Below are 25,100 nucleotides of genomic sequence, written 5' to 3'. Positions count from 1 at the left end.
ATTTCGCACCTGGTATGCAGAAGGTAGTCAGCGGCCGGCGATCTAGGGAAGATGAGAAGCGGTCGCACCGTCGCGAGTCGAGGAGGAACCATGCGTGAGTACCTGAAGCACTACATCGACGGCCGGTGGGTCGAACCGGTGCGGCCCAATGCACTCGACGTCGACAATCCCTCCACCGAGGAGGTCTCCGGCCGCATCGCGTTGGGGTCGTCCGCCGACGTCGACCTCGCGGTCACCGCAGCTCGGCGAGCGTTTGGTACCTGGTCACAGACCAGCCGCGAGGAGCGGCTCGACGTGCTCGGCGCCGTCCTGGCCGAGTATCAGAAGCGGGCCGCTGAACTGGCCGAAGCCGTCACCGAGGAGATGGGAGCACCGCCGTCCTTGGCCTCCGGCCCGCAGGTGCACCTGGGCATGGGTCACCTCACCGCCGCGATCGATGTGCTGAAGAACTTCCAGTTCGAGGAGCAGCAGGGCAGCACGCTGGTGGTCAAGGAACCGATCGGGGTGTGCGGATTGATCACGCCCTGGAACTGGCCGATCAACCAGATCGCGTGCAAGGTGTTCCCGGCGCTGGCCACCGGATGCACGATGGTGCTCAAGCCCTCCGAGGTCGCCCCCTATTCGGCGCAGATCTTCACCGAGATCCTCGACGCCGCAGGCGTTCCCGCCGGCGTGTACAACCTGGTCTACGGTGACGGGCCTGGCGTCGGTGTCCCGATCTCCAGCCATCCCGACATCGACATGGTGTCCTTCACCGGATCGACGCGTGCCGGCATCGAGGTGGCCCGCAACGCTGCGCCCACCGTCAAGCGCGTCACCCAGGAACTCGGCGGCAAGAGCCCCAACATCGTGCTCGATGACGACGACTTCGCCACAAGCGTGGCGACGGGCACCAAGGCGATGATGATGAACAGCGGGCAGAGCTGCAATGCGCCGTCGCGTATGTTGGTGCCGGCCTCCCGCATGGACGAAGCGATCGAGGTCGCCCGTGCCACCGCAGGCGGCGTGAAAGTCGGTGACCCGGCAGACAAGACCGCGATCGGGCCCGTCGCCTCGAAGGCGCAGTTCGACAAAATCCAGGGATTGATCCAGAGGGGGATCGACGAGGGTGCCACGCTCGTCGTCGGCGGCACCGGGCGGCCCGAGGGTATCGATCGCGGCTATTACGTGAAGCCGACCGTGTTCGCCGACGTCACCAACGACATGACGATCGCGCGCGAGGAGATCTTCGGACCGGTGCTGTGCATTCTGGGCTACGACGACCTGGACGAAGCCGTCGAGATCGGCAACGACACCGAGTACGGGCTGGCCGGTTACGTCTCCGGCGCCGATCTGGAAAAGGCCCGCGGGGTGGCCCGCCGGATCCGCGCCGGGTCGGTCGCGATCAACCACGGTTTCGACCTGGCCGCACCGTTCGGCGGCTACAAGCGCAGCGGTAACGGCCGCGAGTGGGGCCGGTTCGGGTTCGACGAGTACCTGGAGACTAAGGCTGCCATCGGCTACGCGGCGGGGTGACCGCCGCTCGGGTGCGCACCGCGACGCCGCGGGTGCGCCGGTGCGTCCGACCATGTGGTTTGAAATTCCGCGAGGTCACGGCTATGCAGGTATTCGAAGCGGCATCGGCTCTTGGTGGAATAAAGCGCGAGACTGCGGGGTAATTCCGCGAAAGAAATTGTGAGGCACGGGGGAACCATGACCAAGTTTCCGGATGTGGTGGTCACCGGGATCGCCATGACGACGGCACTCGGCACCGACGTCGAGTCCACCTGGCAGGGTCTGCTGGAGGGCCGCAGCGGAATCCGCCGGCTCGAGGACTCGTTCATCGACGAATTCGATCTGCCGGTCCGCATCGGCGGGCATCTCCTGGAGACCTTCGACGAGCACCTGACGCCGGAGGAGAACTACAGCCTTTCCTACGTGCAGCGGATGGCGGTCGTCCTCGGCCGCCGGGTGTGGGAGAACGCCGGGTCACCCGAGGTCGATCCGAATCGACTGACGGTGTCGATCGGCACCGGCATGGGCGGGATCGAGGAGTTGGCCTTCGCCTACGACCACCTGCGGGAGCATCGGCTCGACGAGGTCAACCCGACCGTCGTCCAGCAGTACGCACCGAGCGGACCGTCGGCGGCCGTCGCGCTGGAACGCCACGCGCGCGCCGGCGTCCTGGCCCCGGTCTCGGCGTGTGCCTCCGGGTCTGAAGGCGTGGCCCAGGCGTGGCGCCACATTGTCTTCGGCGAGGCCGACATCGCGATCTGCGGTGGGGTGGAGGCCCGGATTGAGGCAGTGCCGATCGCGGGGTTCGCGCAGATGCGGATCGTGATGTCGACCAACAACGACGACCCCGCAGGAGCATGTCGTCCGTTCGACAAGGACCGCGACGGTTTCGTCTTCGGTGAGGGCGGGGCGCTGCTGGTGATCGAGACCGAGGAACACGCCAAGGCCCGCGGCGCCACCGTCATGGGCCGACTGATGGGCGCGAGCATCACCTCCGACGGCTTCCACATGGTGGCCCCCGACCCGAATGGCAAACGCGCCGGCTATGCGATGTCGCACGCCGTCGAGTTGGCCGGACTGTCGGCCACCGATATCGACCACGTCAACGCCCACGCCACCGGCACCAGCGTCGGCGACGTCGCCGAGGGGGTGGCCATCAACAATGCCCTGGGCGGACACCGTCCCGCCGTATACGCCCCCAAGGGTGCCCTCGGGCATTCGGTCGGCGCGGTCGGCGCGGTGGAGTCCATCCTGACGCTGCTGGCGCTCCGCGACGGTGTCATCCCGGCAACACGTAATCTGGTGAACCTCGACCCGGAGATCGACCTCGACGTGGTCGCCGGAGAGCCGCGGCGCGGACGCTACGAGTACGCGATCAACAACTCGTTCGGGTTCGGCGGGCACAACGTTTCGCTGGTATTCGGCCGGGCCTGAAACCTTTCAGGCCTGAAACCTCTCAGGGCTGACTGTCAGGGCTGACTGTCAGGCCTTGACGAGCGTGAACTGGCCGAGTTCGCTGATGCCGCGGTTGAAGAAGTCGCTGCACCCGGTCAGGTACTTCATATATCGCTGGTAGACCTCTTCCGACGTCGCCGCCACGGCCTCGTCATGGCGCGCCTGCAGGGCCTCGGCCCAGGTGTCGAGCGTGCGCACGTAGTCCTGATTGAGGAACTGGGTCTGCTCCAGGGTGAAACCGGCATCGGCGGAGAGCGCGACGATGTTCTCCTCGCCGGGTACCGAGCCGCCCGGGAAGATCTCCTTGGCAATGAACCGCATGAACTTCAGATCGGTCATCGTGATCGGGATGCCCATCTCGGGCCACTTCTTGAGCGGGTGGCCCAGGATCGCCTGCAACAGCATCCGTCCGCCTTCGGGCAGCACGCTGCTGCACATCTTGAAGAACGGCGCATAGCGTTCCTGCGGGAAGGCTTCGATCGCCTCGATGCTGATGATGCGGTCGACCGGTTCGTCGAACTGCTCCCAGCCGCGCAGCATGATCCGGCGGGACCGGTCGGTGTCGATGCCGTCGAGCAGGTCCTGGGCGAACTTGCACTGGTTGCGGCTCAGCGTCAATCCGACGACGTTGACGTCGTACTTCTCGATCGCGCGCTGCAGCACCGAGCCCCAGCCGCAACCGATGTCGAGCAGCGTCATGCCGGGTTCGAGGTTCAGCTTGCCCAGCGCCAGATCGATCTTGGCGACCTGCGCTTCGGCCAGCGTCATGTCGTCGCGCTCGTAATAGGCACAGCTGTAGGTCCGGGACGGATCCTGAAACAGCCCGAAGAAGTCGTCGGACAGGTCGTAGTGGGCCTGAACCTCTTCGAAGTGCGGTTTCATGTCGTCGCCTGCGGGTGGCTCCACAGTGCTCCCGGTCATCCCCGACCGACCTCCATCCCAGTGCGGACTTGCGTCCCGTTCGTCGCCTTAATCAGGTGACGCGTGTGCCCAAATTACTACAGTGCCGCCTCGATGACAGTGCCCGTCTTTCGACGAGGGCGCCGTGTTCAACGAAGGCGCTGCATGTCATCGCTTCTCCAACGTGAACTGCACGACGTCGGTGTATCCCTCGCGGAACAGGTCGGCGCAGCCGGTCAGGTACTTGTAGAACCGCTCGTAGATCTCCTCCGAGGTGATCGCGACGGCCTCGTCCTTCTTGTCTTTCAGGTTCGCGGCCCAGGTGTCGAGAGTCTTGACGTAATGCGGTTGCAGGTGCTGTTCACGGGTCACGGTGTAGCCGTTGGCCTTGGCCGCATCGGTGACCTGGGCTGCCAGCGGCAGACGCCCGCCGGGGTAGATCTCGTCCATGATGAATTTGATGAACCGCACCTTGGACATGGTCAGCGGCAGCTTCTTGGCTTTGATCTCTTCATCGCTGGGGATGATGATCGTGTGCAGCATCTGCACACCGTCCTCGGGCAGCCAGCTGTAGGTCTTCTTCATGTAGTCGTCGTACTTGTTGAAGCCGAAGTGCTCGAACGCGCCGATCGACACGATCCGGTCGACCTTGGTGTTCGAACCGTCGAAGTCCTCCCAGGGCTGCAGCCGCACTTCCATGCTGCGCTGGGTGTCGATGTGCGGGAAGCGGTTTTGCTCGATGTGTTGCTTCTGGTTCTCCGACAGCGTCAGTCCGATGACGTTGACGTCGTACTTCTCGACGGCCCGCTGGATGGTCGAACCCCATCCGCAGCCGATGTCGAGCAGTGTCATCCCGGGCTGCAGGCCCAACTTGCCCAGCGACAGGTCGACCTTCGCGAGCTGCGCCTGCTCCAGGGTGTAGTCGTCCTTCTCGAAGTAGGCACAGCTGTAGGTCTGCGACGGGTCCTGCCACAACTTGAAGAAGTCGTTGGAGATGTCGTAGTGGAACTGAACCTCTTTCTTGTCCGACCCGCGCGTCTGAGAGGCGGACTTGGACAGCCAGGCTGATTCGGCGGTCGGGTTCGCTTGGTCGGTTGAGCTGTTCGGCATGAGACGTCCTGTCGACACGGAGATATCACGCCCGGCGGGGCGCTGGTTCTCTACTACCCCGCCCGGGAAACGTGAAACGGTCCGCGTCTGAATGTACGCGGTCGCTGTGGGGTGCCGAGCGCCCCACGCCCACCGCCGCCAAGATGGTGGACATGTCGCGCAGCCCCGAAATCTATGTCAAGGCGTGCATCAACGGCGCCCGTACTCCTGACCAGCATCCGAACCTGCCGGTCACTCCCGAGCAACTCGCAGCCGAGGCGGCGGCCGCGCATCGCGCGGGGGCTCGGGCGGTACACCTCCATCCCAAAAACACCGATGGCACGGACTCGTTACGTGCCGGGGAAGTCGACGCCGCGGTCGCCGCGGTGCGGCGCGCTCTACCGGGGCTGCCCCTCGGCGTGACGACGGGTTTCTGGGCGCTGCCCGATGCCGAGCAACGCCTGAATGCTGTCGAGAGCTGGAACGTGCTGCCGGACTTCGCGTCGCTGAACTGGCATGAACCCGGTTCGCCGGAGCTGGGGAGGCTCCTGCTGAGCCGTGGACTGGGGGTCGAAGTCGGCATCTTCCACACCGACGCCGCGCGGTCCTGGGCCGCGTCGGATATCGCGCCGCATTGCCTGCGGGTGATGGTCGAACTCGGCGCCGACGGCGATGAGGCTGAGGCCGACGAGATCCTGGACCTCGTTGCCGCTGCCGGCTCTCCGGCTCCGGTGCTGCTGCACGGGCTCGACGAAAGTTGTTGGCCGCTATTGAGACACGCGGGCGTCCGCGGTGTGCAGACCCGTATCGGGCTGGAGGACACCCTGCGGATGCCGGACGGCTCGATCGCCGACGGCAACGCGGCTCTGGTCTCGGCCGCAGTGGAGCTGCTCAGTCGGTAGACGCGCCGAGGGCGAAATCGGCGAAATCGAACCCGGGTACCACGATGCAGCTCACCAGGCAGGGGCGATCGTCGCGGGGACGGGCGCGTTGCCAGTGCCCCGGCGGCACCACGATCTGGGGATGCTCGCCGGCGCTGAAATCGGCACCGAGCAGATGTGTGGCGGCCGACTCCTGGCTTTTACCGACCTCGAGCAGCAACGGCCCACCGGAGTGGTAGAGCCACAGTTCGGCGCTGCGAACCGTGTGCCAGGCGGACTGCTGATCGGGCATCAGCAGGAAGAGGATCGCGGTACCCGCATTGCGGCATCCGTTGTAGTCCGGTGGGAGGGCGGACTGCGGGATGGTCAGATCGCTGCGCCACGTCTCGGTGAACCAGCCACCCTCGGGATGCGGTGCGAAGTCAAGACGACGCGCCCATTCGGGGAGATCGCTCATCGGCTCACCCTAGTAGGCTTCGCGCATGGCTCGCGCGCTTCCGGGGTGGCTGGTCGCGCTGTGCGCGCTTCTGGTCGCGGTCAGCGCCTGGTTTCCCTGGCTGACATCGGCCGAGGGTCGGGGCCGGGCCAACGCGATCGGTGGGGTCGCCGGTGTGATGCCGGTGCCTCCTCCAGCCTTCGGGGTGGGGCAGCTGGTGGTGTTGTTGGCGTCGACGTTGGTCATCGCGGGCGCGATGGCAGCACGCGGTATCTCCGGGCGTCTGGCTTCGACGGCGGCCCTGGCGATTTCGGTTGTGCTGGTGGTGCTGGCGGTGTGGTTCTACCGGCTCTACGTCTACCCGCCGGTGTCGGCAGCCTATGGCCTCTACACGGGCGGAGCCCTGGCGCTGATGGCGGCGCTGCTGTCTGTCTGGGCGATGCTGTCGACGTGGCGATCCCCTGAGCCGGACCTGCTGTGATGACCGGACTCGTCGAGCCGGTGACGCTGACCGGTGACCGCTGGGTGACGTTGGAACCGCTGGGGCGCCAACATGTTCCAGAGATCGAGGCAGCCGCCGCCGACGGTGAGTTGGGGCGGCTGTGGTTCACCGCCGCGCCGAAGCCCGCAGCTGCCGAGGACTGGGTCGCGACGCGGTTGTCGCTGCAGCGGCCGGACACCGGGCTGACCTTCGTCGTGCGTGGCCGCGACGGAGCGCTGATCGGGTCTTCGAGCTACCTCAACGTCGACGGTGCGAACCGGCGGCTGGAAATCGGCAACACCTGGTACATCGACTCGGCGCGGCGCACCGGCGTCAACAGCGAGACCAAGCTGTTGATGCTGAGGCACGCGTTCGACGATCTGGGTTGTGTCGCGGTCGAGTTCCGCACGCATTTCTTCAACACCGAAAGCCGTGCGGCGATAGAACGTCTCGGTGCCAAACTCGACGGCATCCTGCGCAGTCACCAACTGCTGTCTGACGGCTCCCGCCGCGACACCGTGATCTACTCCATCCTCGACGTCGAGTGGCCCGCCGTGCGGTCCAACCTGCGATTCAGGTTGGACCGCAACGGCTGACGCGTCGGGTTACCCGGCCTCGACCGTGGTGGTTTGGATGGATTTCTGGTTTCCGGTGTGACTGACGTCGATCTTGCGGGGTTTGGCCTTCTCGGCGACCGGGATCGTCACCGTCAGCACGCCGTTCTCATAGGTGGCCGAAATCGCCGCGGTGTCGATGCCGTCGCCGAGCGAGAGCTGCCTGCGGTAGCTGCCGAAGAAGCGTTCGTTGGCCAGCCACTGCGCGGACTCCTCGGATCTGGCGGTGCGGTGCGCCGAGATCGTGAGCGTGCCGTTGTCGACGTTCACATCGACCGATCCGGGATCCACGCCGGGCAGGTCCGCGGTCAGGACGTAGTGGTCGTCGATCTTGCAGAGATCCATCGGCATGAATCGCGGAGCGCGGTTCGATCCGGTCTGGCTGGTCAACAGCCCTCGGGTCAACGCGTCAATGTCGCTGAACGGATCAAAGCGGAGCACAGTAATCCACCTCCTATGTCACTCAGAGCCCGCCACCCCGGCGGGCAGCCAAATCACTGTGCACCTGCGAGATTAGCACTCGAGGAGGGGGAGTGCCAGTCTCATTCGGGCCAGATTTTCTGGCCACCGGCGGTGTCGTGTGGCCGGCCTGACCCTGCCGGTGTCCTCAGGAAACCGGAAGTACCTGCACTGCGCTGAGGCGGTCTCCACACTGATCGCACACCAGGACCGGGGTGAACGGTCGGTCGCAGGCGGCGTGGGTCACCAGCACGGCGGGTCCCTCGGGCGACGGGAACCACCGCTGCGCCCAGGCCAGCGCGCACACCAGCACCGGGAAAAAGGCCAGCCCCTTGTCCGTGAGCTCGTAGCGGCCGCCGCGCTGTCCGAGGATTCCCTCCTCGGTGAACACCGACAACCGGCCTGCGATGGTGGCCGGCGGCGCGCCGAGCTGCGTCTGGAAGTCGGTGAAGCGGCCGACCCCGACGAATGCGGCGACCATCAGCGCGAAGGCCCACCGGTCGCCGATGACGCTCATGGTCTGCGGAAACAGCAGCGCGGCACCGGAGCGGCGACCGCTCGACCGTCGGCGATTGGTCCCCGACGGGATGGAGCGCTCCCACGAGCCACTCGGACCCCATTGCGCAGCAACGTCTTTACCGGTCGCCGGGCGATCGCACGCCGCGCACGTCACCACCGGCCGGAACGGTCTGCCGCAACTGGTGTGGTGCATCCGCGGCAGCGGTTCGTCGCGGTCGGGTACCCAGTGCCGTTCCCATTCCCAGATCGATGTCAGCATCGGCCACAGCGCCCGGCCCTTTGCCGTCAGCAGATACTCCGAGCGCGGGGGATTGTCCCGGTACTGCCGACGGGCCAACAAGTCATCGGTGCTCAGCGAGCGCAGCCTGGCCGACAGTACGGCGTCGGACACCGGCAGCGCGGCGGCGAAATCTCCGTAGCGTCGAGCCCCCAACAGCGCGCGCTGCACGATGAGCAGCGTCCACTCGTCGCCGAGCAGGCCGAGCATCCGGGCGACGGCATTGGGCGCGCCGGTCAACTAGAGGCCGATCGCACCGGCCGCCGTGTCGGCGTCGCGCCACCGCGGCAGCTCGGCACCAGGTGCCCAGGTTGAGTGGGTGCCGCTGGAGATCCGTTCGGGCAGAAGGAGTTTGCACAGCGGACCGTCTTCGACACGGGCGGCGTCGAACACCAGGCAGTACGATGCGTCGGCGGTCATGTCGGTGGTCAGGGTGATCAGGTAGCCGTCGTCTTCGGCGGGGGCAGCGCGACCCGACGCCGGCCCGGCGGCCTGCAACCTGGGTGCCATTGCGGTCTCGCTGCCGTAGACGCCGTCGGCGAACCCGTAGCGCTGTTCGGTCCCGGTGTGCAGGTCGTGGCGAACCAGCCCGTCGAACAGAAACCAGCCCGGCTTGCCGGTGGCGGCGTAGGTGTAGCGGTGCGGGCGTCCGGCGTATCCGGGGTTGATCATGCCGAATTCGGTGAAGCTGTCCGACAGTTGCTCCTCGCGGGCCTGGCCGGTGACGAGGTTGAACCGCCAGCGGTGTAACCGGGTCTGCATTCCGTCGAGCGAGAGGCTGCGGAAGATCTGCCGCCACTTGGCGCTCATGCCGTTGTCGACGCCATCGGTGGGCTCGGGGTCACCCTGGAAGAACCCGTCGAGGACGATCTCGTCGCCGTCCTCGTAGGCGTTCGGGAAGTGCAGGACGTAGGTGGGGTCGGTCTCGAACCACCTGATCTGGGATGTGTCACCGCGGCGGGGCAGAACGGCGAACCGGGACGGCAGGTGAGGGTGGAACCGCGGCAGATGGATGTTGTGCTCCAGCAGTCCGGCGTCCCAGAACAGCGGAAAATCGTTGAGTATCACGTAGTTCTCGGTGAATGCCATGTCGTGTGGCAGCCGCGGACCGGGTAGTGGGACATCGGCACGGTGCACCACCTCGCCGGTCGCGCCGACCACGCCGTAGCGCAGATACGGCGCCTGCTTGCTGTAGGAGAAGAACAGCAGCTCACCGGTGCGGTCGTCGACCTTCGGGTGCGCCGAGACCCCCCAATCGGACGGAAAGGTGCCGCGCCAGTTCTCCTTGCCGAGGTCGGTACCCGTGCAGGGATCGATGCGGTACAGGTCACCGCACTGATAGTGGCTGGTCAGTGCTACTCCGCGGTGCACGACGACGTCGGTGGACGACGCGTCCTTCATCAGGGTGCGCGCACCCCACCCGTGGTCACGGCGGGCCAGTTCGATCGGTTCGGCGATGCCCGGCCACAACGGTCCGCCGGCCTCGCACTCTTGCGCGAGCGCGTCGGTGCGGACGAACCTGTTGCGGTAGAACGCTTTTCCATCGCGGAAGCCGACGATGTGCAGCATGCCGTCACCGTCGAAGGGGTGGTAGTACTTGAGCGCGGGATGCAGCGGATTCTCGGTGTTGCGCAGGTACACGCCGTCGAGGTCGCCGGGGATCTCGCCCTCGACCACGCGCAGATCGTCGTCGTCCCATTCGGTGGTCTGCGGGCGCCAGGCGCCGGTGCGGTACGGGTGATCGTCATCCTCGGGCAGCGTCGAGAGGAACTTGCCGACGATCTCGGGGTGGGTGTGGATTGTCATGGTGGACTCCCGACGACGAAGCTGACAGTGGTGGCGGTGCTGCCGCCGAAGTTCAAGGTGGCGAACGTCTTTGCGCCCTCGACCTGGTAGTCGCCGGCGGTGCCGCTGACCTGTCGGGCCGCGTCGAGCAGCATCCGGACCCCGGTGGCGCCGACCGGGTGGCCACCGCCGATCAGGCCGCCGCTGGGGTTGATCGGCAACCTGCCACCGATTTCGATCTCACCGTGCTCGATCGCCTTCCAGCAGTCGCCGGGCGCAGTCAGACCGATGTGGTCGATCGCCAGGTATTCGCTGGGGGTGAAGCAGTCGTGTACCTCGAAGCCCGCGACGTCGCCGAGTGTGACCTCGGCGCGGCGGAATGCGTCGAGGACAGCAGCGCGGACGTGGGGAAGCACGTAGGGATCTGAGGCGGAGCGGACCAGCTTCTGTTGCAGGCCCAGGCCGACGGTGCGGTGGCCCCAGCCCTCGATACGGGCCAGGGGTCGGGCCGTCGGGTGGTCGCGCAGCCAGTCGTCGCTGACGAGGACCAGCGCCGCGCCGCCGTCGGTGAGTTGGCTGCAGTCCAGGCGGCGCAGTCTGCCCGCCACGGTCGGGTTGTCGATGTCGTCGGGCCTGATCGGGTCGGGGATGGTCCAGGTCCTGGTCTGTGCCCGCGGATTGCTTGTGGCGTTGCGGTAATTGAGCGCGGCGATGGCCCTGAGGTGAGTCTCGTCGAGCCCGTACCGGCGGTCATATTCTGTGGCCACGGTCTCAAACATGTGCGGCCACAGGTACTTCGCGTCCAGGCCTTCGTGACCGGTCCACGCCGCGGCGCCCAGGATCGACGTCGACGTATCCCCGGGGACTGTCTTTTCCAACTCGACGCCCACTACCAGTGCGGTCGAGTACGCCCCTGAGCGCAGGTCGGCGACCGCCGCCAGGGTCGCGACGCTGCCCGACGCGCAGGCGGCTTCATGACGTGTCGCCGGTGTACCCCACAACCCTTCGACCACCGTGGCGGGCATCGCCCCGAGGTGGCCCTGGCGGGCGAACAACTCGCCGAAAGCGTTGGCCATATGGACGACACCGACATCGACGGCGTCGACGCGCGCCACCTCGAGCGTGGACTCGACGATCTCGGCGGTGAGGTTCGAGAAGTCCAGACCCTCGCGGTCGTAGTTGCGCGCGAAGTCGCTCTGATAGCCGCCTAGAACCCACACGCCGGTGGAGTGCACGTAGGCACCGTACTACAACTAACAGAGTGACAGAAAGGGGCGGGCGGTCCCGCCGGCTCTCAGGCTGAACCGACGGAACCTCGACAGCGGTGACGTCTTACCGTCGCCGGTGCCTTCGGGCTGCATTGCCCGGCGCCGTACGACGCAAACCCCCCATCCGCGTGTACGACATGAGCCGGATGGGGAATTGTGTACCCATGCCCGAATCGTCTAGCCACGCGTTGGCCCAGCGGATGGCCGAGCTGGCCCGCTCGGTGGCGTCGCCTCGCCGTGTCGAGGATGTGCTCTCCGATGTCACGAGAGAAGCCCTGCAGCTGATTCCCGGTGTAGACGCCGCGGGGATCCTGCTGGTTGGCAAGGGAGGCAACTTCGAGTCGGTGGCGGGTACCTCCGATCTCCCGCATCACCTGGACGAACTTCAGATGCACTACCGCGAAGGGCCGTGCCTGGACGCGGCATTGGACGAGCTGATCGTGCGGACCGACAACTTCCGGACCGAACGGCGCTGGCCGCAGTACTCGGCCGCCGCCGCCGAGATCGGGGTGCTCAGCGGCCTGTCGTTCAAGCTGTATACGAGTGCGCAGACGGCCGGGGCGCTGAATTTGTTCGCACTGATGCCGGACGCCTTCGACGCGGAGGCCGAGACGGTCGGCGCGATACTGGCGGCCCACGCGGCGGCCGCGATCATGGCGAGCCGGGAGAGCGAGCAACTCGAATCCGCGCTGTCGACGCGGGACCGAATCGGTCAGGCTAAAGGCATCATCATGGAGCGCTACAACGTCGACGACATCGCGGCATTCGAGATGTTGCGCCGCCTGTCCCAAGACACCAACACCAAGTTGGTCGCGGTCGCCGACAGGGTCATCGAGACGCGCGGGACCTGACCGTGGCAGGTCAGGCGTCGGCCATGTTCGCCGGCGGTAGGCCGCAGCGGGCGCGGAAATCCGTCAACGGCTGCCGGATACCCTGCAACTCCGCGGCGGTGCGGGGGCTCGTCTGCAGGTAGTCGTCGACTTTGGCGCGGCGCTCCTCCGGCGGCATGCCCCGCAGGCTGGTGAAGAACCAGTTCACGTCGGGGTGGGTGAACATGTAGGCCGACAGCGAAGCCGAGACACCGGAAAGAATGCCGGCTTGGTCGGCGATCGAGCAGTTGGCCGCCGGCGGCGGCTGGGACGCGGCGACCGCGCTGGAGCCGAGCAACGCTGCCCCGGCAATAACCACTGCACCTGCGGATCGGACGAGAACAGACATACCCACTCCTCTACGTGGTCGAGTCAACATGTCAGGGACTGTGTGGCGGTCAATTGACATCGTCGTCTTCGCTGCCAAACGCCGAGCCGCCGCCGTACTCCACATCGCGGCGTTCCCGGTACGGGTTGAGGGCGATGTCGATGTCGTCGTCGTAGCAGAACATGTCGAATTCGCACCACGGATACTGGGCCGGCAGCGGCCCGGACAGAACTGGTGCGGCGCCGGCGACCGCCGCGGACGTCACCGCGGTGGCCACGGCTCCGGCCGCCAGAAACGGAATTGCGTAGTACGACTTGCGCATCACTACCTCCCGACCCGATCACGGACGTTTCGCGGGCCGGTGACCGGCTGCGCTGATGCCCAATGTGCCGTCGCGTCACCGCCTGGGCATCCCCCAGAACGGGGGAAATGAATCTGTCGCGGATGCCGCGCCGCGCCGCGGCGTGCGCGACTACGCACCCACGGGGAGTCTGCAGAGGCGGCGGACCGCCGCGAGACCCTCGGCAGTCCCCGGCCAGTGATCGGACAGCGCCGCCGGGCCGGCCCGGCGCGTCACCGACCGCAATGCGAGGGCAACCACGATGGCGTCATCGGCGTAGCCCAGGACCGGTATGAAATCCGGGATCAGGTCGAACGGCAGCGCGAGATAGCCCAGCAACAGCACCAGACGTATGCGCACACCCCGCGGCAATGTCGGATCGGCTGCCAATCGCTTCAGCAGCCGGATCAGGTCGGGAAGCAGACGGGCCGCGTCGCGCAGACCGATGTCGTCCGGCTTCGTCGCCCAAAGCACGGCCACGAGCGCCGCCCACAACAGCGCGAGACCTGCGACCCCGCCGAGCGGGATCGACCACCACCATTCAGACGACATCAATTCACCCGAAGCGATACATCACACGAGTGCCCCCGGCAGGATTCGAACCTGCGACACCGGCTTTAGGAGAGCCTGCAAGCTCACCTAGTCATCGTCTCGAAAGCGGTTCTGAACTGGCGATATGACGCCATTCGGTACCACCCGAAACCATGGCGTGTCGCAGATTAACCGACCAGGCACCGACCACAGATCAGCGTTGACTTCCGGGCTCAGAAACGAGCGAAGCCCCTCGGCTGCAACCAAGGGGCTCCACGGAGGCAACCATGGAAACCACCGTTTGCGCGCGCAGTCGAATCGTACCGCGGGCGCTGTACTACGTCATCGGTCTTTCGGCCCTCGGCGGCGCGAAATGACGCCCGCGGGTCAGTTCCCCGGAGACCCGGGGGAGGTGGCGGGAGAAGATCCGCTGAGCCATCTACTTGCAGGGCCTTCGGATGGGGATCGCACACATCTTCGCGCCGACTTGCTGGCTCAGGCCGCACTGGTCCGCGCGAACGGCTGGGAGTTGTATCGCGGGGTCTGGTCGACCGGGGGAGTGATCGGTGTGGCGGTGGTCCTGTCTGATCACGCCGAACTCGCCACGCTCGGCGAGTCAGAACAGTCAGCGTTGGAGCGGTGGGCGTTTGACCTCTGGGGCTTGCGGCGTGGGCCGGCTGACGTCGAGAACGGCTGTCGAAGCACGCGTGAGTGGTTCCAGCACGCAGCAGTCGCGTTCACTGATGCGCGCCTATCTTCGCGGAGGAACGGTTCTCAATCGCTCGGCGGTGAGGGATGAGTAGGAGAACAGTTCCGGGCTTTTCGGTCAGCGTGCGAAGAACTCAAGTCACCTTCATAACGCCGAGGTTCTCGTCAATCGGTCGTTACGCGGTTGCGTCCAGCAGAGTGGTGTACGAGTCGGGCCTGATCAGGGTTACCGGCGTGTCGTAGCCGAATGATTGAAGGTCATCGCGTGATTCTTCGAGAGACCGACCAAAGTCACTCGAGCAAAGGAATCGACGCGATGACCACCGCCCACAATATCGACCTGCCCGCCGTGCTGGCCGAACGACTCACCACCGCCCATCCCGACGTGCTGCGCGAGCTGCTGGCCACGTTCATCCACACCCTGATGGGCGCCGAGGCCGATGCCCTGTGCGGCGCCGGGTACGGCGAACGAACGTCTGAGCGCACCAACTCGCGCAACGGGTATCGGCATCGCCAGTTCGACACCCGCGCCGGTTCGTTGGATCTGGCGATCCCCAAGCTGCGCCACGGCTCGTACTTCCCGGACTGGCTGCTGGAACGCCGTAAACGCGCCGAGCGGGCGCTGACCACGGTGGTCGCGACGTGCTATCTGCTCGGGGTGTCCACGCGGCGGATGGACAAACTCGTCGAGACCCTCGGCATCACCAGCCTGTCGAAGTCGCAGGTCAGCGTGATGGCCAAAGAACTCGACGCCGCGGTCGAGGCGTTTCGCACCCGGCCGCTGGACGCCGGCCCATACACATTCATGGCCGCTGACGCCCTGGTCCTCAAGGCCCGTGAAGGTGGCCGCGTGGTCAACGTGCACGCCCTGATCGCGGTCGGGGTCAACGCCGACGGGTATCGGGAGATCCTGGGCGTCGAGGTCAGTACCGCCGAAGACGGGGCCGGCTGGTTGACGTTTATGCGGTCGCTGACCGCGCGTGGGCTGTCCGGGGTCAAGCTGGTCACCAGCGACGCGCACGCCGGGCTGGTCGCCGCGATCGGCGCCACTCTGCCTGGCGCGGCCTGGCAGCGCTGCCGAACCCACTACACGACCAACTTGATGGCCGTCACCCCGAAGGCGTCCTGGCCGTGGGTCAAGACGCTACTGCACTCGGTGTTCGACCAACCTGACTCTGAATCCGTTGCAGCCCAATATGACCGGATCATCGACGCCCTCGCCGACAAACTGCCCAAGACCACTGAACACCTCGAAGCGGCGCGGCCGGACCTGCTGGCCTTCACCGCGTTCCCCAAACAGATCTGGCGCCAAATCTGGTCCAACAATCCCCAGGAGCGTCTCAACAAGGAGATCCGCCGGCGCACCGACGTCGTCGGGATCTTCCCCGACCGCGACGCGCTGATCCGCCTCGTGGGCGCCGTCCTGGCCGAACAACACGACGAATGGGCCGAGTCGCGGCGCTACCTGGGACTTGACGTCCTGAGCAAATCACGCACCGTCAACGGCACCCCAACCGAACAGGAGGACACCCCCGCGGCACTAACCGCCTGAACCATCACGACGAAGAATCACACGACGACGTCGTACACCACGTCCCTGGACTTGACCCGTTACGCGCTGAGTGCCGATGAGGCTGACGCCCTGGCCAACAAGTTGCGGTCGGCGGCGTTCCTTGCTGGTCTTGCGGAGGGCCGGAGATCGCTGCTGCAGGCGTTTGTGCGGGGAAACTATGAGCTCGCCACGGAGTTAGATGGCGATGAATGGTGCGAAGCTGTTGGGGCCGCCGGTGGACTATCGGACAGAGTGCTGAATGAAGGCCCAATTCACCTGTCACAGGCGCGTCGTGATGCGGCGCTTGTTCGGGTTCTCAACGAGACCTCACGTGTTCTGGCGCGTCTGGCTCAGCTGGTTTCTGGTGACTCGGGTAGAGAACGATGATCGGCAGAGTCCCGGACGAGGAGGGCGGCGCGGCGGCCCGGAGCGCTTGCGCGGAGGGCCAGAGCGTCGACGGCGCGAGCGGAGCGAGCGCTCTTGGTAGTACTCAGAATTACTGCTTCACAACCGGTCTGGACGCTGGTGTCGTCGCGTCTGCAGAGAAGCGCCGAGACCGATGGAGCGCGAGAGCGATGCTGTGGCAGGCGTCGTCGCTGAAAGCTGTTCGCTGCTGCGGCCGGATGTTGCACAACGATGCGGTTGGCGACCCCGATGATGGTCAGGCGGTGGCCATCAAGAGGCGAGAAGTGAACGGACAGTCGATTGCGAGTTATCAAGGTCTGATGACGTGCGGCTCGGTGTGGTCATGTCCCCGGTGTTCGGCAGTGATCGCACATACCAGAGCTTCGGAAATTGCTGCGGCGGTTCGCGAATGCCACCGGCAAGGAGGAAGCGTGTACTTGTTGACGCTCACGATGCGTCACACTTCGAAAGATCGCCTCGCCCAGCTGTGGGATGGACTGAGCGCGGGCTGGAGATCAGCGTTCGGTACACGCAAGTGGACTGGGCAGCGTGCTCGGACCGTGGAGCGAGCGGGCAAGACGACCTATGTTAGGGCGCATGTCGGCGATGCAGAGCTCTTTGATGTCGCAGGCATGACTAGAGTCGTCGAAGCGACGTACGGCGCTCCGACTCGCGGAGGCAACGGGTGGCATCTCCACATCCATGCGCTCGTGTTCACTGCGTCAGGGATGGAGTCTGCGCTTCGGTCTGAGCTGCCAAGATGGTTCAATGGTCTCGACCGAGAGTGGTTTGCGCGCAACGCGTTTGCTGCAAGAATTCACGAACGATGGTCGAATGGTCTGAACAAGGCTGGGTTTCGGTCCCCTGGCTCAGTTGCAGTCGACGTACGCGATGTTGCGTCGGACGGGGCTGACTACGTTGGCCGTTACTTGTCCAAGGCAACATACGATGCTGCGACCAAGATGGGATTCGAGATCGTAGGCGGACAAATGGAAAAGTCTGCTCGGACAGAGCGAAATCGCACACCCTTCGAGATTCTCGCCGATCTGGCGTCTTCTGTAGACGCAAGAGGTTTCGGTGTCCGCACACCACGCCACTGGTCGGTCGTGGAGGCGGGTCAGGGCGACTGGGCGGTGATCGACTCGGACTCGGGAGAAGTGGTTTCGGTGACACCGCCAGGCGAGTGGGCCGTGTGGCACGAGTGGGAGCAGGCTTCGAAGGGACGTCGACAATTGCTCTGGTCTCGGAAGCGGAAGGAGCCTTCGTCGAAGCGAGAGGTGCTTTGGAACACATTGCTGTCGGCGCGTGGCTGCACCGCCGAGCAATCGGACGAAGCAGTGGCGGCCACTGACGCGGGCGGGGAAACGGTAGGGGAGATTAGCCGAGCGGATTGGTACAAGGTGGTCGTCTGGCGGCCGGAGTTGATGGCAGATCTGCTGCAGATGGCGGAGCGGGGGGACGTATCTGAACTGGCAGAAGCTCTAGAAGCTGTAGGAGCGACATTGAATCGACCGCCGCCCCCGAAAACCGCTTTGCGGCAACGTCTTTGTCTTCCCTAGGCCTGAGGTGCTCTGTTGCCGTGTCCCATGGGGCAGGGTTCGACGGCGTATGAAAGGAGGCGATTGGTCATGGCCACGTTTCGTGCAAGTGACATCGCGCGGTGGTTCATTGCGTGGGCGGAGAACGTCGATGCCGAGGTGTCGAACCTGAAGTTGCAACAGCTGCTCTACTACGCCCAGGGCCATCGGCTCGGTGAGAAAGAGCATCCGCTATTTGGCGACGCGATCAGGCTTGGGCTCAGGGCCCGGTGGTCGCTGAGGTGTACCGCTCGTATAAGGACTTCGGGAAGAATCCGATCGACCCCGACGTGGCGCTGGGTGAAGATTTCGATTGGGATGACTTCGCTGAGGTTTCGGATTTTGTCGTGGATGTGTGGGACCGCTATGGGTCGTTGGCGGCGTGGGCGCTGCGTGAGCGCACTCATCGTGAGGCTCCGTGGAGGGACGCGTTCGGCGGCGACGCGTCCCAAATCCGGATCTCTGAGGAGGCGCTGCTGTCCTACTTCAAGCCGCGGCCTCTCTGAGGTGCCACGGATTCCCTGCAACGTGGCAGGTTCGCTACGCCGGGCAACAGCATTCAAACCCGGCACTCCTACAAATGGGTTGCGTGTAGCTCTACATTCGTACGGGTGAGCTGGAATGAAGCGGCCGGTGTGGTGAGCCATGCCTTCGATGACTGGAAACAGACGGACGCAGAAATCAGGGCTTATCTGGAGACCTCACGCGTGTGGGTGGAGTCTGCGTACGCGGCGGCGGAGAAGGACGCCGACGAAGAGTTCTCGGCGTCCTTCGATCCCGATGTAGACGATCCTGGCTGGGGCCCTGTCGGGTTATACCTCGGGAAAGCGGGCGGGCTTTGGCCGAGTGAGTTCTTCTGGATGCTCCGGTCGGGCGTGCTGCGTGATGCGGTTACGGCCTACGAGGTCTACCTGGAGAAAGCGGCGGAGGAGGTGTTGAAGGGTAAGCGCTATGAGGCCAAAGGCGGTGAAACGCTTAGGCCGGTGGCGAAAGTGTCTCGTAACCACTTATCGCCATCGTGGACCACCTTGAAGCGGATTCACGAAGCCTTTGGCAGTACGGTTGATCCGGCCCCCGTCGAGTACGTGCGCGAATTGCGACATTTCCTGTCGCATCAGCGAGGCGAACTGCGCAGCCGTGAGTTGCGTGACCGGTACTCACACGAGGGGGATGCCGATGATTGGCACGTGGGAGAGGCTTCGGTCTACGGTGACGTTCCGCTCAGTCACAACCGATTACTGGCGATGATGGATGACCTCGGCGACGCGGTTCGGTCTGCAGATCCACCTATCTGGAGATACACATGGGGAAGACAGCCGCTCCCTCATGACTTCGCCAAACTGTGGACGGATAAGCCGAAAGCCATTGCATTCGTTCCCGCCGTGAGCCGATGAACACTGTAGTTGGGAGCACGATGAGCACTGGCATTGGCCTGCATGTTGGGCTTTAGGTCCGTAGTCGCCTTGGTCGCGGTCGGTCGGGGCAGTGCATCCCGGCTCGTGGAGCTACTGTCTGAGCTGACTCTGACGGCTTAGGACATCGGTGACACGAAAGCGGTCTACTGCAGCGGCTGACGGGCTGGCGCTCTGCTGCAAATCCGATGTCATTTGGGAGCGGAGTGGGACAAGATCCGTGATCTATCGCATTGCGCTTGGCGACGGTCGATTTCCCCGGACGATGGCAACAACAGCGCTGGATGTGATGGTTCCCGCGGCGTTGCGCCGATGCGTAACCCAAATCGACTCATTGATGTGCGGAGTGCCCGCTGTGTGGTCAGTCAAGTCAAGGACGAGGAGTTGCCCTAGGGGCTGATTGGTGGACTGATATTCAAGCGCTTGGGCAAGGTACGAATTCTCGACGTTCGATCTGGATGCGTCGGATAGTTCTCGCTTCACCTCAGTGACGAACCGTTGCGCCCCGTCAAACGTGGTAATGACGTCAGCTCTTCCGCCCGCGATGCTGGAATGTTCCATGCCTACGCGACCAGCCAGCTCACTTGCGCTGAGGAACTGGTGGAAATGCTTCTGGAGATCAGCTTCTGGCGGTGGGGTGGCTCCCGGCGCGATCGGTTCAGTATAGGTCTGCTTGGTGTCGCCGACGAAAGTCAAGAAGCGGACCGTGTTCAACACCAGTAATGAGAAGTTGGATTTCGCATTTCCCGTGAAAGTGGCATTGTCTCCAAGTTCCCTGATTAATTGAGCCGTTAGCCGGGATATAAGGTCATTGGTCGGCCGGTCTCCCGCGAAAGTGCCGATAAAAGTTTGCCGTGCAGATTCCTCGAGCGCGATTCGATCATCTCCCGAGAGATCCGCGAGTAGGGACACCGCTGGGCCGAGGAGCGCGCCGAGGTAGGTGGTTTCATGAGAAGGCTCCTGGGAGTCGGACGTGCGTTCACGCCCTGCCGACCGTGCACGGTGTACCAGGTCCAGCAGCGCGTAGACACCATGTGGTAGCTCCGGACTGCTTCGCCTTCGGTCGATCTCGACGGCGCGTTCCAGTTGGTGCGCCATCGCTTCCCGTTGAGCGATCTCATTCACGATTCGCGGTCGGATGAGTGAAGTGATCGTGCCGAGGTTCGCCAACTGACGGTCAGCTTCGTACACGTCGATAATCGCATCGACTGCTACCCATGTATCCAGAAAGGCGTCCTGTTCGAGCTCAACCGACGCGGTTTCCAGCCGCCACGCCAGTGAGGTCCAGGCGAGCTCAGCGACAACGCCAGCCGTGTCCCGTTCTCGGCTATGCATACCGTGAACCAGCAGTGCCCTCTGCTTAGCGATGTCGCGGGCTTCCGTTGCCGCAGTCGCCAGCGCCACCTTGTTGGCACTATGAAATGCAACGATGGCGTCGCACGTGCGTGCGAAAGCCTGAGCATCATCTCGACCGTCTGTTTGCTGAGCCAGGGCGGTAAACCGGTCGCGAGCAGTTTGAACTTGGGCGACCAGTTCATCCTTATCTCCGGAAGCAAGGGCGATGCGGAAATCGAGAACTGCACTCTCGTACCCTGCGTCTTCGCATCCACGGGCGGTCAATACGTCAAGCGACGTAGCGAACCGTTGTTGCTCCGCGGGGTTCGTCCATAAATCTGCTGCCACTCCAATCGCTCGCGCGAGAGGGTCGTTGAAATCCTCGGGAAAATCGCCCATCGGTCCAGTAAGCAGGTCGAGCACCTTGTATGGGGGAACCGTTGTACGGACGACAATTTCAAGAACGACGTCCAATCGAAGTCCAGCCAGCAACGGGGCTTCAGCGATTACATCAAGTCGCGGGAGCAACGCATCGTGCAACGCTGGCGCAACAAGGTCGAGGGCCTGTTGATCGGTCAGCAGGGGATCAACCGTCTCCCTTAACGATAGGTAGCTTCGTTGGAGGTCCAAGCCTTCGATAAAGGCCATGAGGGCTGATTGATATGCCGAGTCCCACGCGCCCTGCTTGATTTGGGCGCAGTACGGGTTGCGTCCAGCAGCGTGGTGTACGAGTCGGACCTGATCAGCGGTACCGGCGTGTCGTAGCCGAATGATTGAGGGTCATCGCGTGATTCTTCGAGGGACCGTCCAAAGTCACTCGAGCAAAGGAATCAACGCGATGACCACTGCCCACAATATCGACCTGCCTGCCGTGCTGGCCGAACGACTCACCACCGCCCATCCCGACGTGCTGCGTGAGCTGCTGGCCACGTTCATCCACACCCTGATGGGTGCCGAAGCCGACGCACTGTGCGGTGCCGGCTACGGCCAGCGCAGCTCCGACCGGACGAACTCGCGCAACGGGTATCGTCACCGCGAGTTCGACACCCGTGCAGGCACATTGGATCTGGCGATTCCCAAGCTTCGGCAGGGCTCGTACTTCCCGGATTGGCTGCTGGAACGCCGTAAACGCGCCGAGCGGGCCCTGACCACGGTGGTGGCGACGTGTTACTTGCTCGGGGTCTCGACGCGGCGGATGGACAAGCTGGTGGAGACCCTGGGCATCACCAGCTTGTCGAAGTCGCAGGTGTCGGTGATGGCCAAGGAACTCGACACCGCCGTCGAGGCCTTCCGGACCCGCCCGCTCGATGCCGGCCCGTACACGTTCGTCGCCGCTGACGCGCTGGTCCTCAAGGTCCGAGAAGGCGGCCGAGTGGTCAACGTGCACGCCCTGATCGCGACCGGCGTCAACGCCGAGGGCCACCGCGAGATCCTGGGCATCGACGTCACCACCGCCGAGGACGGGGCCGGCTGGCTGACGTTCTGGCGGTCGCTGACCGCCCGAGGCCTCTCCGGGGTCAAACTGGTCACCAGCGACGCTCATGCCGGGCTGGTGGCCGCGATCGGCGCCACGCTGCCCGGGGCAGCCTGGCAGCGCTGCCGCACCCACTACACGACGAACCTGATGGCGATCACCCCGAAATCGTCGTGGCCGTGGGTCCGCACCTTGTTGCACTCGGTGTTCGACCAGCCCGATGCGGAATCAGTTGCGGCGCAATATGATCGGATCGTCGATGCACTTTCCGATAAGCTACCCACGGTCGCCGATCACCTGGAGGAGGCGCGGCCAGATCTGTTGGCGTTCACCGCGTTCCCCAAGCAGATCTGGCGCCAAATCTGGTCGAACAACCCCCAGGAACGGCTCAATCGGGAAATCCGCCGCCGGACCGACGTCGTGGGCATCTTCCCCGACCGCAACGCCCTCATTCGCCTCGTCGGGGCCGTGCTGGCCGAACAACACGACGAATGGGCCGAATCCCGCCGCTACCTCGGCCTCGACGTTCTCAGCAAATCACGTACCGTCAACGACACCCCAAAAGAACAGGAGGCCAACCCGGCGGCACTGACCGCCTGAACCATCACCTCGAAGAATCACACGACGACGTCGTACACCACGTCCGTGGACTTGACCGCAGTACGCGGCTGCCACTGCGGGCGAGTACGGGCTGGAAGCAAGTTCAACTGCTTCGTCTTTGAGCTCGACTGGCGACCCTAGACGGTCCAAAGTCACGGGCTCTGATGCCGCCATAGTCGCAGCGAGCCGTTCGGCTACGGAAGTCGATGTTTCGTTGCTGTGAGGCACGCGTGTCCGCCTAAAAGAGTGTGCTCCGCCCGGGCTTCGGGGTGATTGTTGCAGCCACCCCGGACACTTCGGCCAATGTCTGGTCGGCTGTCGTGACGAGGATCTGAAGTCCGGGTTCGTCGACTGCCGCGGTTACGAGGCCATCAAGGAGGGTCTTTGCATGATCATCTTGGACTTCTTCGGCTTTCAAACTGTCCAGAAGGAGGAGTCCCGGATGACCGGCTATGCCGCGGACTCTGGCGGTGCGTAGAAGCGCAACTACCAGCGCATAACGGAGCCGCAGCCGCTCCCCAGGACTTTGATCACCAAAACCGGACTTGGCGCCGCCACCTTTGGTGATGTCCATGTGACCATTCGCCTTGACCTTGACGCCCTCCAACTCGCCGATGCCGAACGAGACCGCCAAATCGCGAACCGATTCGCTGAGATCTTGGTACATCTGGCGACTGGCCTGCACGATCTCCTCGCGCAAGATCTGCTCCAAGGCCGATAAGACCTCAAATGCAGCCGGCGGATTCGGATCCCCGGGGTCCATCGCCTCCAACGCCTGCACGACGGCGATGGCTGCAGCAAATTCCCTCTCAGCATCAGCTCGGTCGGCCAACTGCCGGGCGGCCTGTGCCTGCTCAATTCTCGAATCGACGTCTTCCAATTCCGATTGTGCCTGCGTCAGTTCGTCCTTCGCACTGGTCCAGGCGGCATCCAAAGACTTCTCGGCCGCCTTGCTGGCCGCAAGCGCATCGACCGCCTGTTGCTCACGCTCTTGGTAGTCGTCATCGGGCCTTGCCCCCGTGTAGTGGACACGGGATTTGTGGTTACGCGGCTTGTGGCAGCGTAGTGGATGTGTGGGTGTTTTCGTAGCTGGCCGGGCTGGAATAGGCGCAGCGGGAGTGCCTCCGTTTCAGGTTGTAGCGGACCAGCCAGCAGAACACTTCGCGGCGGCAGGTGGGCGCGTCGGGCCAGTTGCTGCGGTCCTGCAGGATCTCGCGTTTGAGGGAGGCGTTGAACGACTCAGCGAGTGCGTTGTCGGCACTTGACCCCACCCCGCCCATAGACTGGACGACGCCCAGATCTGCGCAGAGTTCGGCGAAATCGGTTGAGGTGTACTGACTTCCGTGATCGGAATGGAACACTGCACCGGCCAGCGAGCCGCGCAGCGCCTCGGCGGCTTTGAGTGCATCTTCGACCAGTTCGGTGCGCATATGCTCAGCGATCGCCCACCCGGCGACTCGGCCGGAGAAGCAGTCGATCACCGTCGCCAGATACAGATTCGACCCGGTCGCCAACGGTAGGTAGGTGATGTCTCCGACATACTTTTCATTCGGTGTCGCTGCGGTGAAATCCCGGCCGAGCAGGTCCGGAACCTTCTGGTTCGCCGGATCCGGCGTCGTGGTCTTCACCCGTCGTCGGCGGCGGTAGCCGGCAATCCCGGCGGTGCGCATCACCCGTGCCACCCGCTTGTGGTTGACCCGCTCCTGGTCGGGGACACCGTCGTTGAGCTCAGCGGTGATCCGCGGCGCACCATAGGTGCTATCCGCATCGTGCACAGTGCGGATACGCGCCTCGAGTGCCTCGTCCGCGGCCTGACGCGCAGCACGGCCGCCAGCGCCGGCCAACCAGGCATAAAACGAGGAACGCGCGACCTCGACGACCGCGCACAGCCACTTCACCGGATAGGCGTCGAGGTGGTCGGCGACGAACTGAAAGCGGCTCACCAGTTCGTCTCCCCGGCGAAATATTTGGCCGCCGACCGCAGAATGTCACGCTCGGTCGACAACCGAGTCTGTGTGGCACGCAGCTGCTGCACCTCGGCTCGGAGCCGGGCCAGCTCCTGATCAGGGGTTTCCGCACCCGGCGCCGGCTGTCCTGCCGGAGTCAGGTTGCGGTGCCGGATCGGCACCCCGGCCGCTTTGCACCACGCCGATAACGTCACCCCACTGATACCGAGCTCGGCGGCAATCTCGGTGACCGTCGCGCCCTCGGTATCCCGGTACAGCGCTACCGCGTCTCGTTTGAACTCTTCGGGATAATTTTTCCTTGCCATCGGTGTCGATCATCTCGCTTCCCCCGCCAATCTTGCGGG

24 protein-coding genes are annotated in these 25,100 nt (G+C 64.5%); 11 read left to right on the top strand and 13 right to left on the bottom strand.

The window, feature by feature from the left end; translation table 11 throughout:
* The first annotated feature begins 90 nt into the window (after positions 1 to 90).
* On the top strand, positions 91 to 1,515 hold the full coding sequence (locus ACNUDN_RS22485) for an aldehyde dehydrogenase family protein (protein WP_419123952.1): 1,425 nt from the start codon (positions 91 to 93) through the stop codon (positions 1,513 to 1,515).
* Positions 1,516 to 1,692: 177 nt separating this feature from the next.
* Positions 1,693 to 2,928 (top strand): KasA/KasB family beta-ketoacyl-ACP synthase, encoded by a 1,236-nt coding sequence (locus ACNUDN_RS22480; protein WP_419123951.1) that lies wholly within the window; start codon positions 1,693 to 1,695, stop codon positions 2,926 to 2,928.
* 48 nt (positions 2,929 to 2,976) lie between these two features.
* Here the strand turns inward: ACNUDN_RS22480 and ACNUDN_RS22475 are convergent, their stop codons facing one another.
* Together ACNUDN_RS22475 and ACNUDN_RS22470 are read right to left on the bottom strand one after the other, a co-directional pair.
* Positions 2,977 to 3,870, bottom strand: coding sequence for a cyclopropane mycolic acid synthase family methyltransferase (locus ACNUDN_RS22475; protein ID WP_419123950.1), 894 nt, complete (start codon positions 3,868 to 3,870; stop codon positions 2,977 to 2,979).
* A 147-nt stretch (positions 3,871 to 4,017) separates the two neighbouring features.
* On the bottom strand, positions 4,018 to 4,959 hold the full coding sequence (locus ACNUDN_RS22470) for a cyclopropane mycolic acid synthase family methyltransferase (RefSeq protein ID WP_419123949.1): 942 nt from the start codon (positions 4,957 to 4,959) through the stop codon (positions 4,018 to 4,020).
* Positions 4,960 to 5,111: 152 nt separating this feature from the next.
* Between ACNUDN_RS22470 and ACNUDN_RS22465 the strand changes: the two genes are divergently transcribed.
* Positions 5,112 to 5,840, top strand: coding sequence for a 3-keto-5-aminohexanoate cleavage protein (locus ACNUDN_RS22465; protein WP_419123948.1), 729 nt, complete (start codon positions 5,112 to 5,114; stop codon positions 5,838 to 5,840).
* Here the strand turns inward: ACNUDN_RS22465 and ACNUDN_RS22460 are convergent.
* Positions 5,830 to 6,276, bottom strand: a complete 447-nt coding sequence (locus ACNUDN_RS22460) for a cupin domain-containing protein (RefSeq protein ID WP_419123947.1) — start codon at positions 6,274 to 6,276, stop codon at positions 5,830 to 5,832. The two genes, ACNUDN_RS22465 and ACNUDN_RS22460, sit on opposite strands and share 11 nt — an antisense overlap.
* A gap of 25 nt (positions 6,277 to 6,301) precedes the next feature.
* On the opposite strand from ACNUDN_RS22460, the gene ACNUDN_RS22455 reads away from it, so the two are divergent.
* Positions 6,302 to 6,736, top strand: coding sequence for a hypothetical protein (locus ACNUDN_RS22455; RefSeq protein ID WP_419123946.1), 435 nt, complete (start codon positions 6,302 to 6,304; stop codon positions 6,734 to 6,736).
* Positions 6,736 to 7,332, top strand: coding sequence for a GNAT family N-acetyltransferase (locus ACNUDN_RS22450; protein ID WP_419123945.1), 597 nt, complete (start codon positions 6,736 to 6,738; stop codon positions 7,330 to 7,332). The genes ACNUDN_RS22455 and ACNUDN_RS22450 overlap by 1 nt, the downstream gene beginning before the upstream one ends.
* A gap of 9 nt (positions 7,333 to 7,341) precedes the next feature.
* Here the strand turns inward: ACNUDN_RS22450 and ACNUDN_RS22445 are convergent, their stop codons facing one another.
* The 4 genes from ACNUDN_RS22445 to ACNUDN_RS22430 form a co-directional block, all read right to left on the bottom strand.
* Complete coding sequence (locus ACNUDN_RS22445; RefSeq protein WP_419123944.1) at positions 7,342 to 7,791, bottom strand: Hsp20/alpha crystallin family protein; 450 nt, start codon at positions 7,789 to 7,791, stop codon at positions 7,342 to 7,344.
* A gap of 166 nt (positions 7,792 to 7,957) precedes the next feature.
* Entirely contained in the window at positions 7,958 to 8,815 is an 858-nt protein-coding gene (locus ACNUDN_RS22440) for a winged helix-turn-helix transcriptional regulator (protein WP_419125269.1), read from the bottom strand.
* Between the two features lie 30 nt (positions 8,816 to 8,845).
* A complete protein-coding gene (locus tag ACNUDN_RS22435; protein ID WP_419123943.1) occupies positions 8,846 to 10,411 on the bottom strand; it encodes a carotenoid oxygenase family protein in 1,566 nt (521 codons plus the stop codon).
* Positions 10,408 to 11,625, bottom strand: coding sequence for an acetyl-CoA acetyltransferase (locus tag ACNUDN_RS22430; RefSeq protein ID WP_419123942.1), 1,218 nt, complete (start codon positions 11,623 to 11,625; stop codon positions 10,408 to 10,410). Before ACNUDN_RS22430 ends, ACNUDN_RS22435 begins: the two co-directional genes overlap by 4 nt.
* Positions 11,626 to 11,822: 197 nt before the next feature.
* Here ACNUDN_RS22430 and ACNUDN_RS22425 point away from each other — a divergent pair, with 197 nt between their 5' ends.
* The gene (locus tag ACNUDN_RS22425) at positions 11,823 to 12,509 is read left to right on the top strand and encodes a GAF and ANTAR domain-containing protein (RefSeq protein WP_419123941.1); all 687 of its coding nucleotides are present in this window, start codon (positions 11,823 to 11,825) and stop codon (positions 12,507 to 12,509) included.
* Between the two features lie 10 nt (positions 12,510 to 12,519).
* Here the strand turns inward: ACNUDN_RS22425 and ACNUDN_RS22420 are convergent, their stop codons facing one another.
* The 3 genes from ACNUDN_RS22420 to ACNUDN_RS22410 form a co-directional block, all read right to left on the bottom strand.
* A complete protein-coding gene (locus tag ACNUDN_RS22420; protein ID WP_419123940.1) occupies positions 12,520 to 12,876 on the bottom strand; it encodes a heme-binding protein in 357 nt (118 codons plus the stop codon).
* 49 nt (positions 12,877 to 12,925) lie between these two features.
* A complete protein-coding gene (locus tag ACNUDN_RS22415; protein WP_419123939.1) occupies positions 12,926 to 13,177 on the bottom strand; it encodes a hypothetical protein in 252 nt (83 codons plus the stop codon).
* 150 nt (positions 13,178 to 13,327) lie between these two features.
* Complete coding sequence (locus ACNUDN_RS22410) at positions 13,328 to 13,747, bottom strand: YkvA family protein (protein ID WP_419123938.1); 420 nt, start codon at positions 13,745 to 13,747, stop codon at positions 13,328 to 13,330.
* 1,003 nt (positions 13,748 to 14,750) lie between these two features.
* Between ACNUDN_RS22410 and ACNUDN_RS22405 the strand changes: the two genes are divergently transcribed.
* The 4 genes from ACNUDN_RS22405 (at position 14,751) to ACNUDN_RS22390 (ending at position 19,362) form a co-directional block, all read left to right on the top strand.
* On the top strand, positions 14,751 to 15,986 hold the full coding sequence (locus ACNUDN_RS22405; protein WP_419120839.1) for an IS256 family transposase: 1,236 nt from the start codon (positions 14,751 to 14,753) through the stop codon (positions 15,984 to 15,986).
* A gap of 1,367 nt (positions 15,987 to 17,353) precedes the next feature.
* A complete protein-coding gene (locus tag ACNUDN_RS22400) occupies positions 17,354 to 17,950 on the top strand; it encodes a hypothetical protein (protein ID WP_419123937.1) in 597 nt (198 codons plus the stop codon).
* Positions 17,951 to 18,210: 260 nt separating this feature from the next.
* Positions 18,211 to 18,474 carry a Panacea domain-containing protein gene (locus tag ACNUDN_RS22395; protein ID WP_419123936.1) on the top strand — a complete coding sequence of 88 codons (264 nt, stop codon included), beginning with the start codon at positions 18,211 to 18,213 and terminating at the stop codon, positions 18,472 to 18,474.
* A 105-nt stretch (positions 18,475 to 18,579) separates the two neighbouring features.
* Complete coding sequence (locus ACNUDN_RS22390; RefSeq protein WP_419123935.1) at positions 18,580 to 19,362, top strand: hypothetical protein; 783 nt, start codon at positions 18,580 to 18,582, stop codon at positions 19,360 to 19,362.
* 243 nt (positions 19,363 to 19,605) lie between these two features.
* Here the strand turns inward: ACNUDN_RS22390 and ACNUDN_RS22385 are convergent, their stop codons facing one another.
* Positions 19,606 to 21,363 (bottom strand): hypothetical protein, encoded by a 1,758-nt coding sequence (locus ACNUDN_RS22385; protein ID WP_419123934.1) that lies wholly within the window; start codon positions 21,361 to 21,363, stop codon positions 19,606 to 19,608.
* Positions 21,364 to 21,553: 190 nt separating this feature from the next.
* Here ACNUDN_RS22385 and ACNUDN_RS22380 point away from each other — a divergent pair, with 190 nt between their 5' ends.
* Positions 21,554 to 22,789, top strand: coding sequence for an IS256 family transposase (locus ACNUDN_RS22380; RefSeq protein ID WP_419122949.1), 1,236 nt, complete (start codon positions 21,554 to 21,556; stop codon positions 22,787 to 22,789).
* A 238-nt stretch (positions 22,790 to 23,027) separates the two neighbouring features.
* Here ACNUDN_RS22380 and ACNUDN_RS22375 read toward each other — a convergent pair whose 3' ends face one another.
* Together ACNUDN_RS22375 and ACNUDN_RS22370 are read right to left on the bottom strand one after the other, a co-directional pair.
* A complete protein-coding gene (locus ACNUDN_RS22375) occupies positions 23,028 to 23,723 on the bottom strand; it encodes a hypothetical protein (RefSeq protein ID WP_419123933.1) in 696 nt (231 codons plus the stop codon).
* Between the two features lie 109 nt (positions 23,724 to 23,832).
* Positions 23,833 to 25,061, bottom strand: a protein-coding gene (locus tag ACNUDN_RS22370; RefSeq protein ID WP_419120833.1) for an IS3 family transposase whose coding sequence is annotated in 2 segments (ribosomal slippage) — positions 23,833 to 24,749 and positions 24,749 to 25,061 — 1,230 coding nt in all. Because the reading frame shifts where the segments join, the coding sequence is not laid out codon by codon here.
* Positions 25,062 to 25,100 lie beyond the last annotated feature (39 nt).

The organism is Mycobacterium sp. smrl_JER01, from assembly GCF_048513595.2.
Classification (GTDB): Bacteria; Actinomycetota; Actinomycetes; order Mycobacteriales; family Mycobacteriaceae; genus Mycobacterium.
Note: the sequence above shows the minus strand (reverse complement) of the source record. Positions and strands in the feature narration are given on the sequence as shown.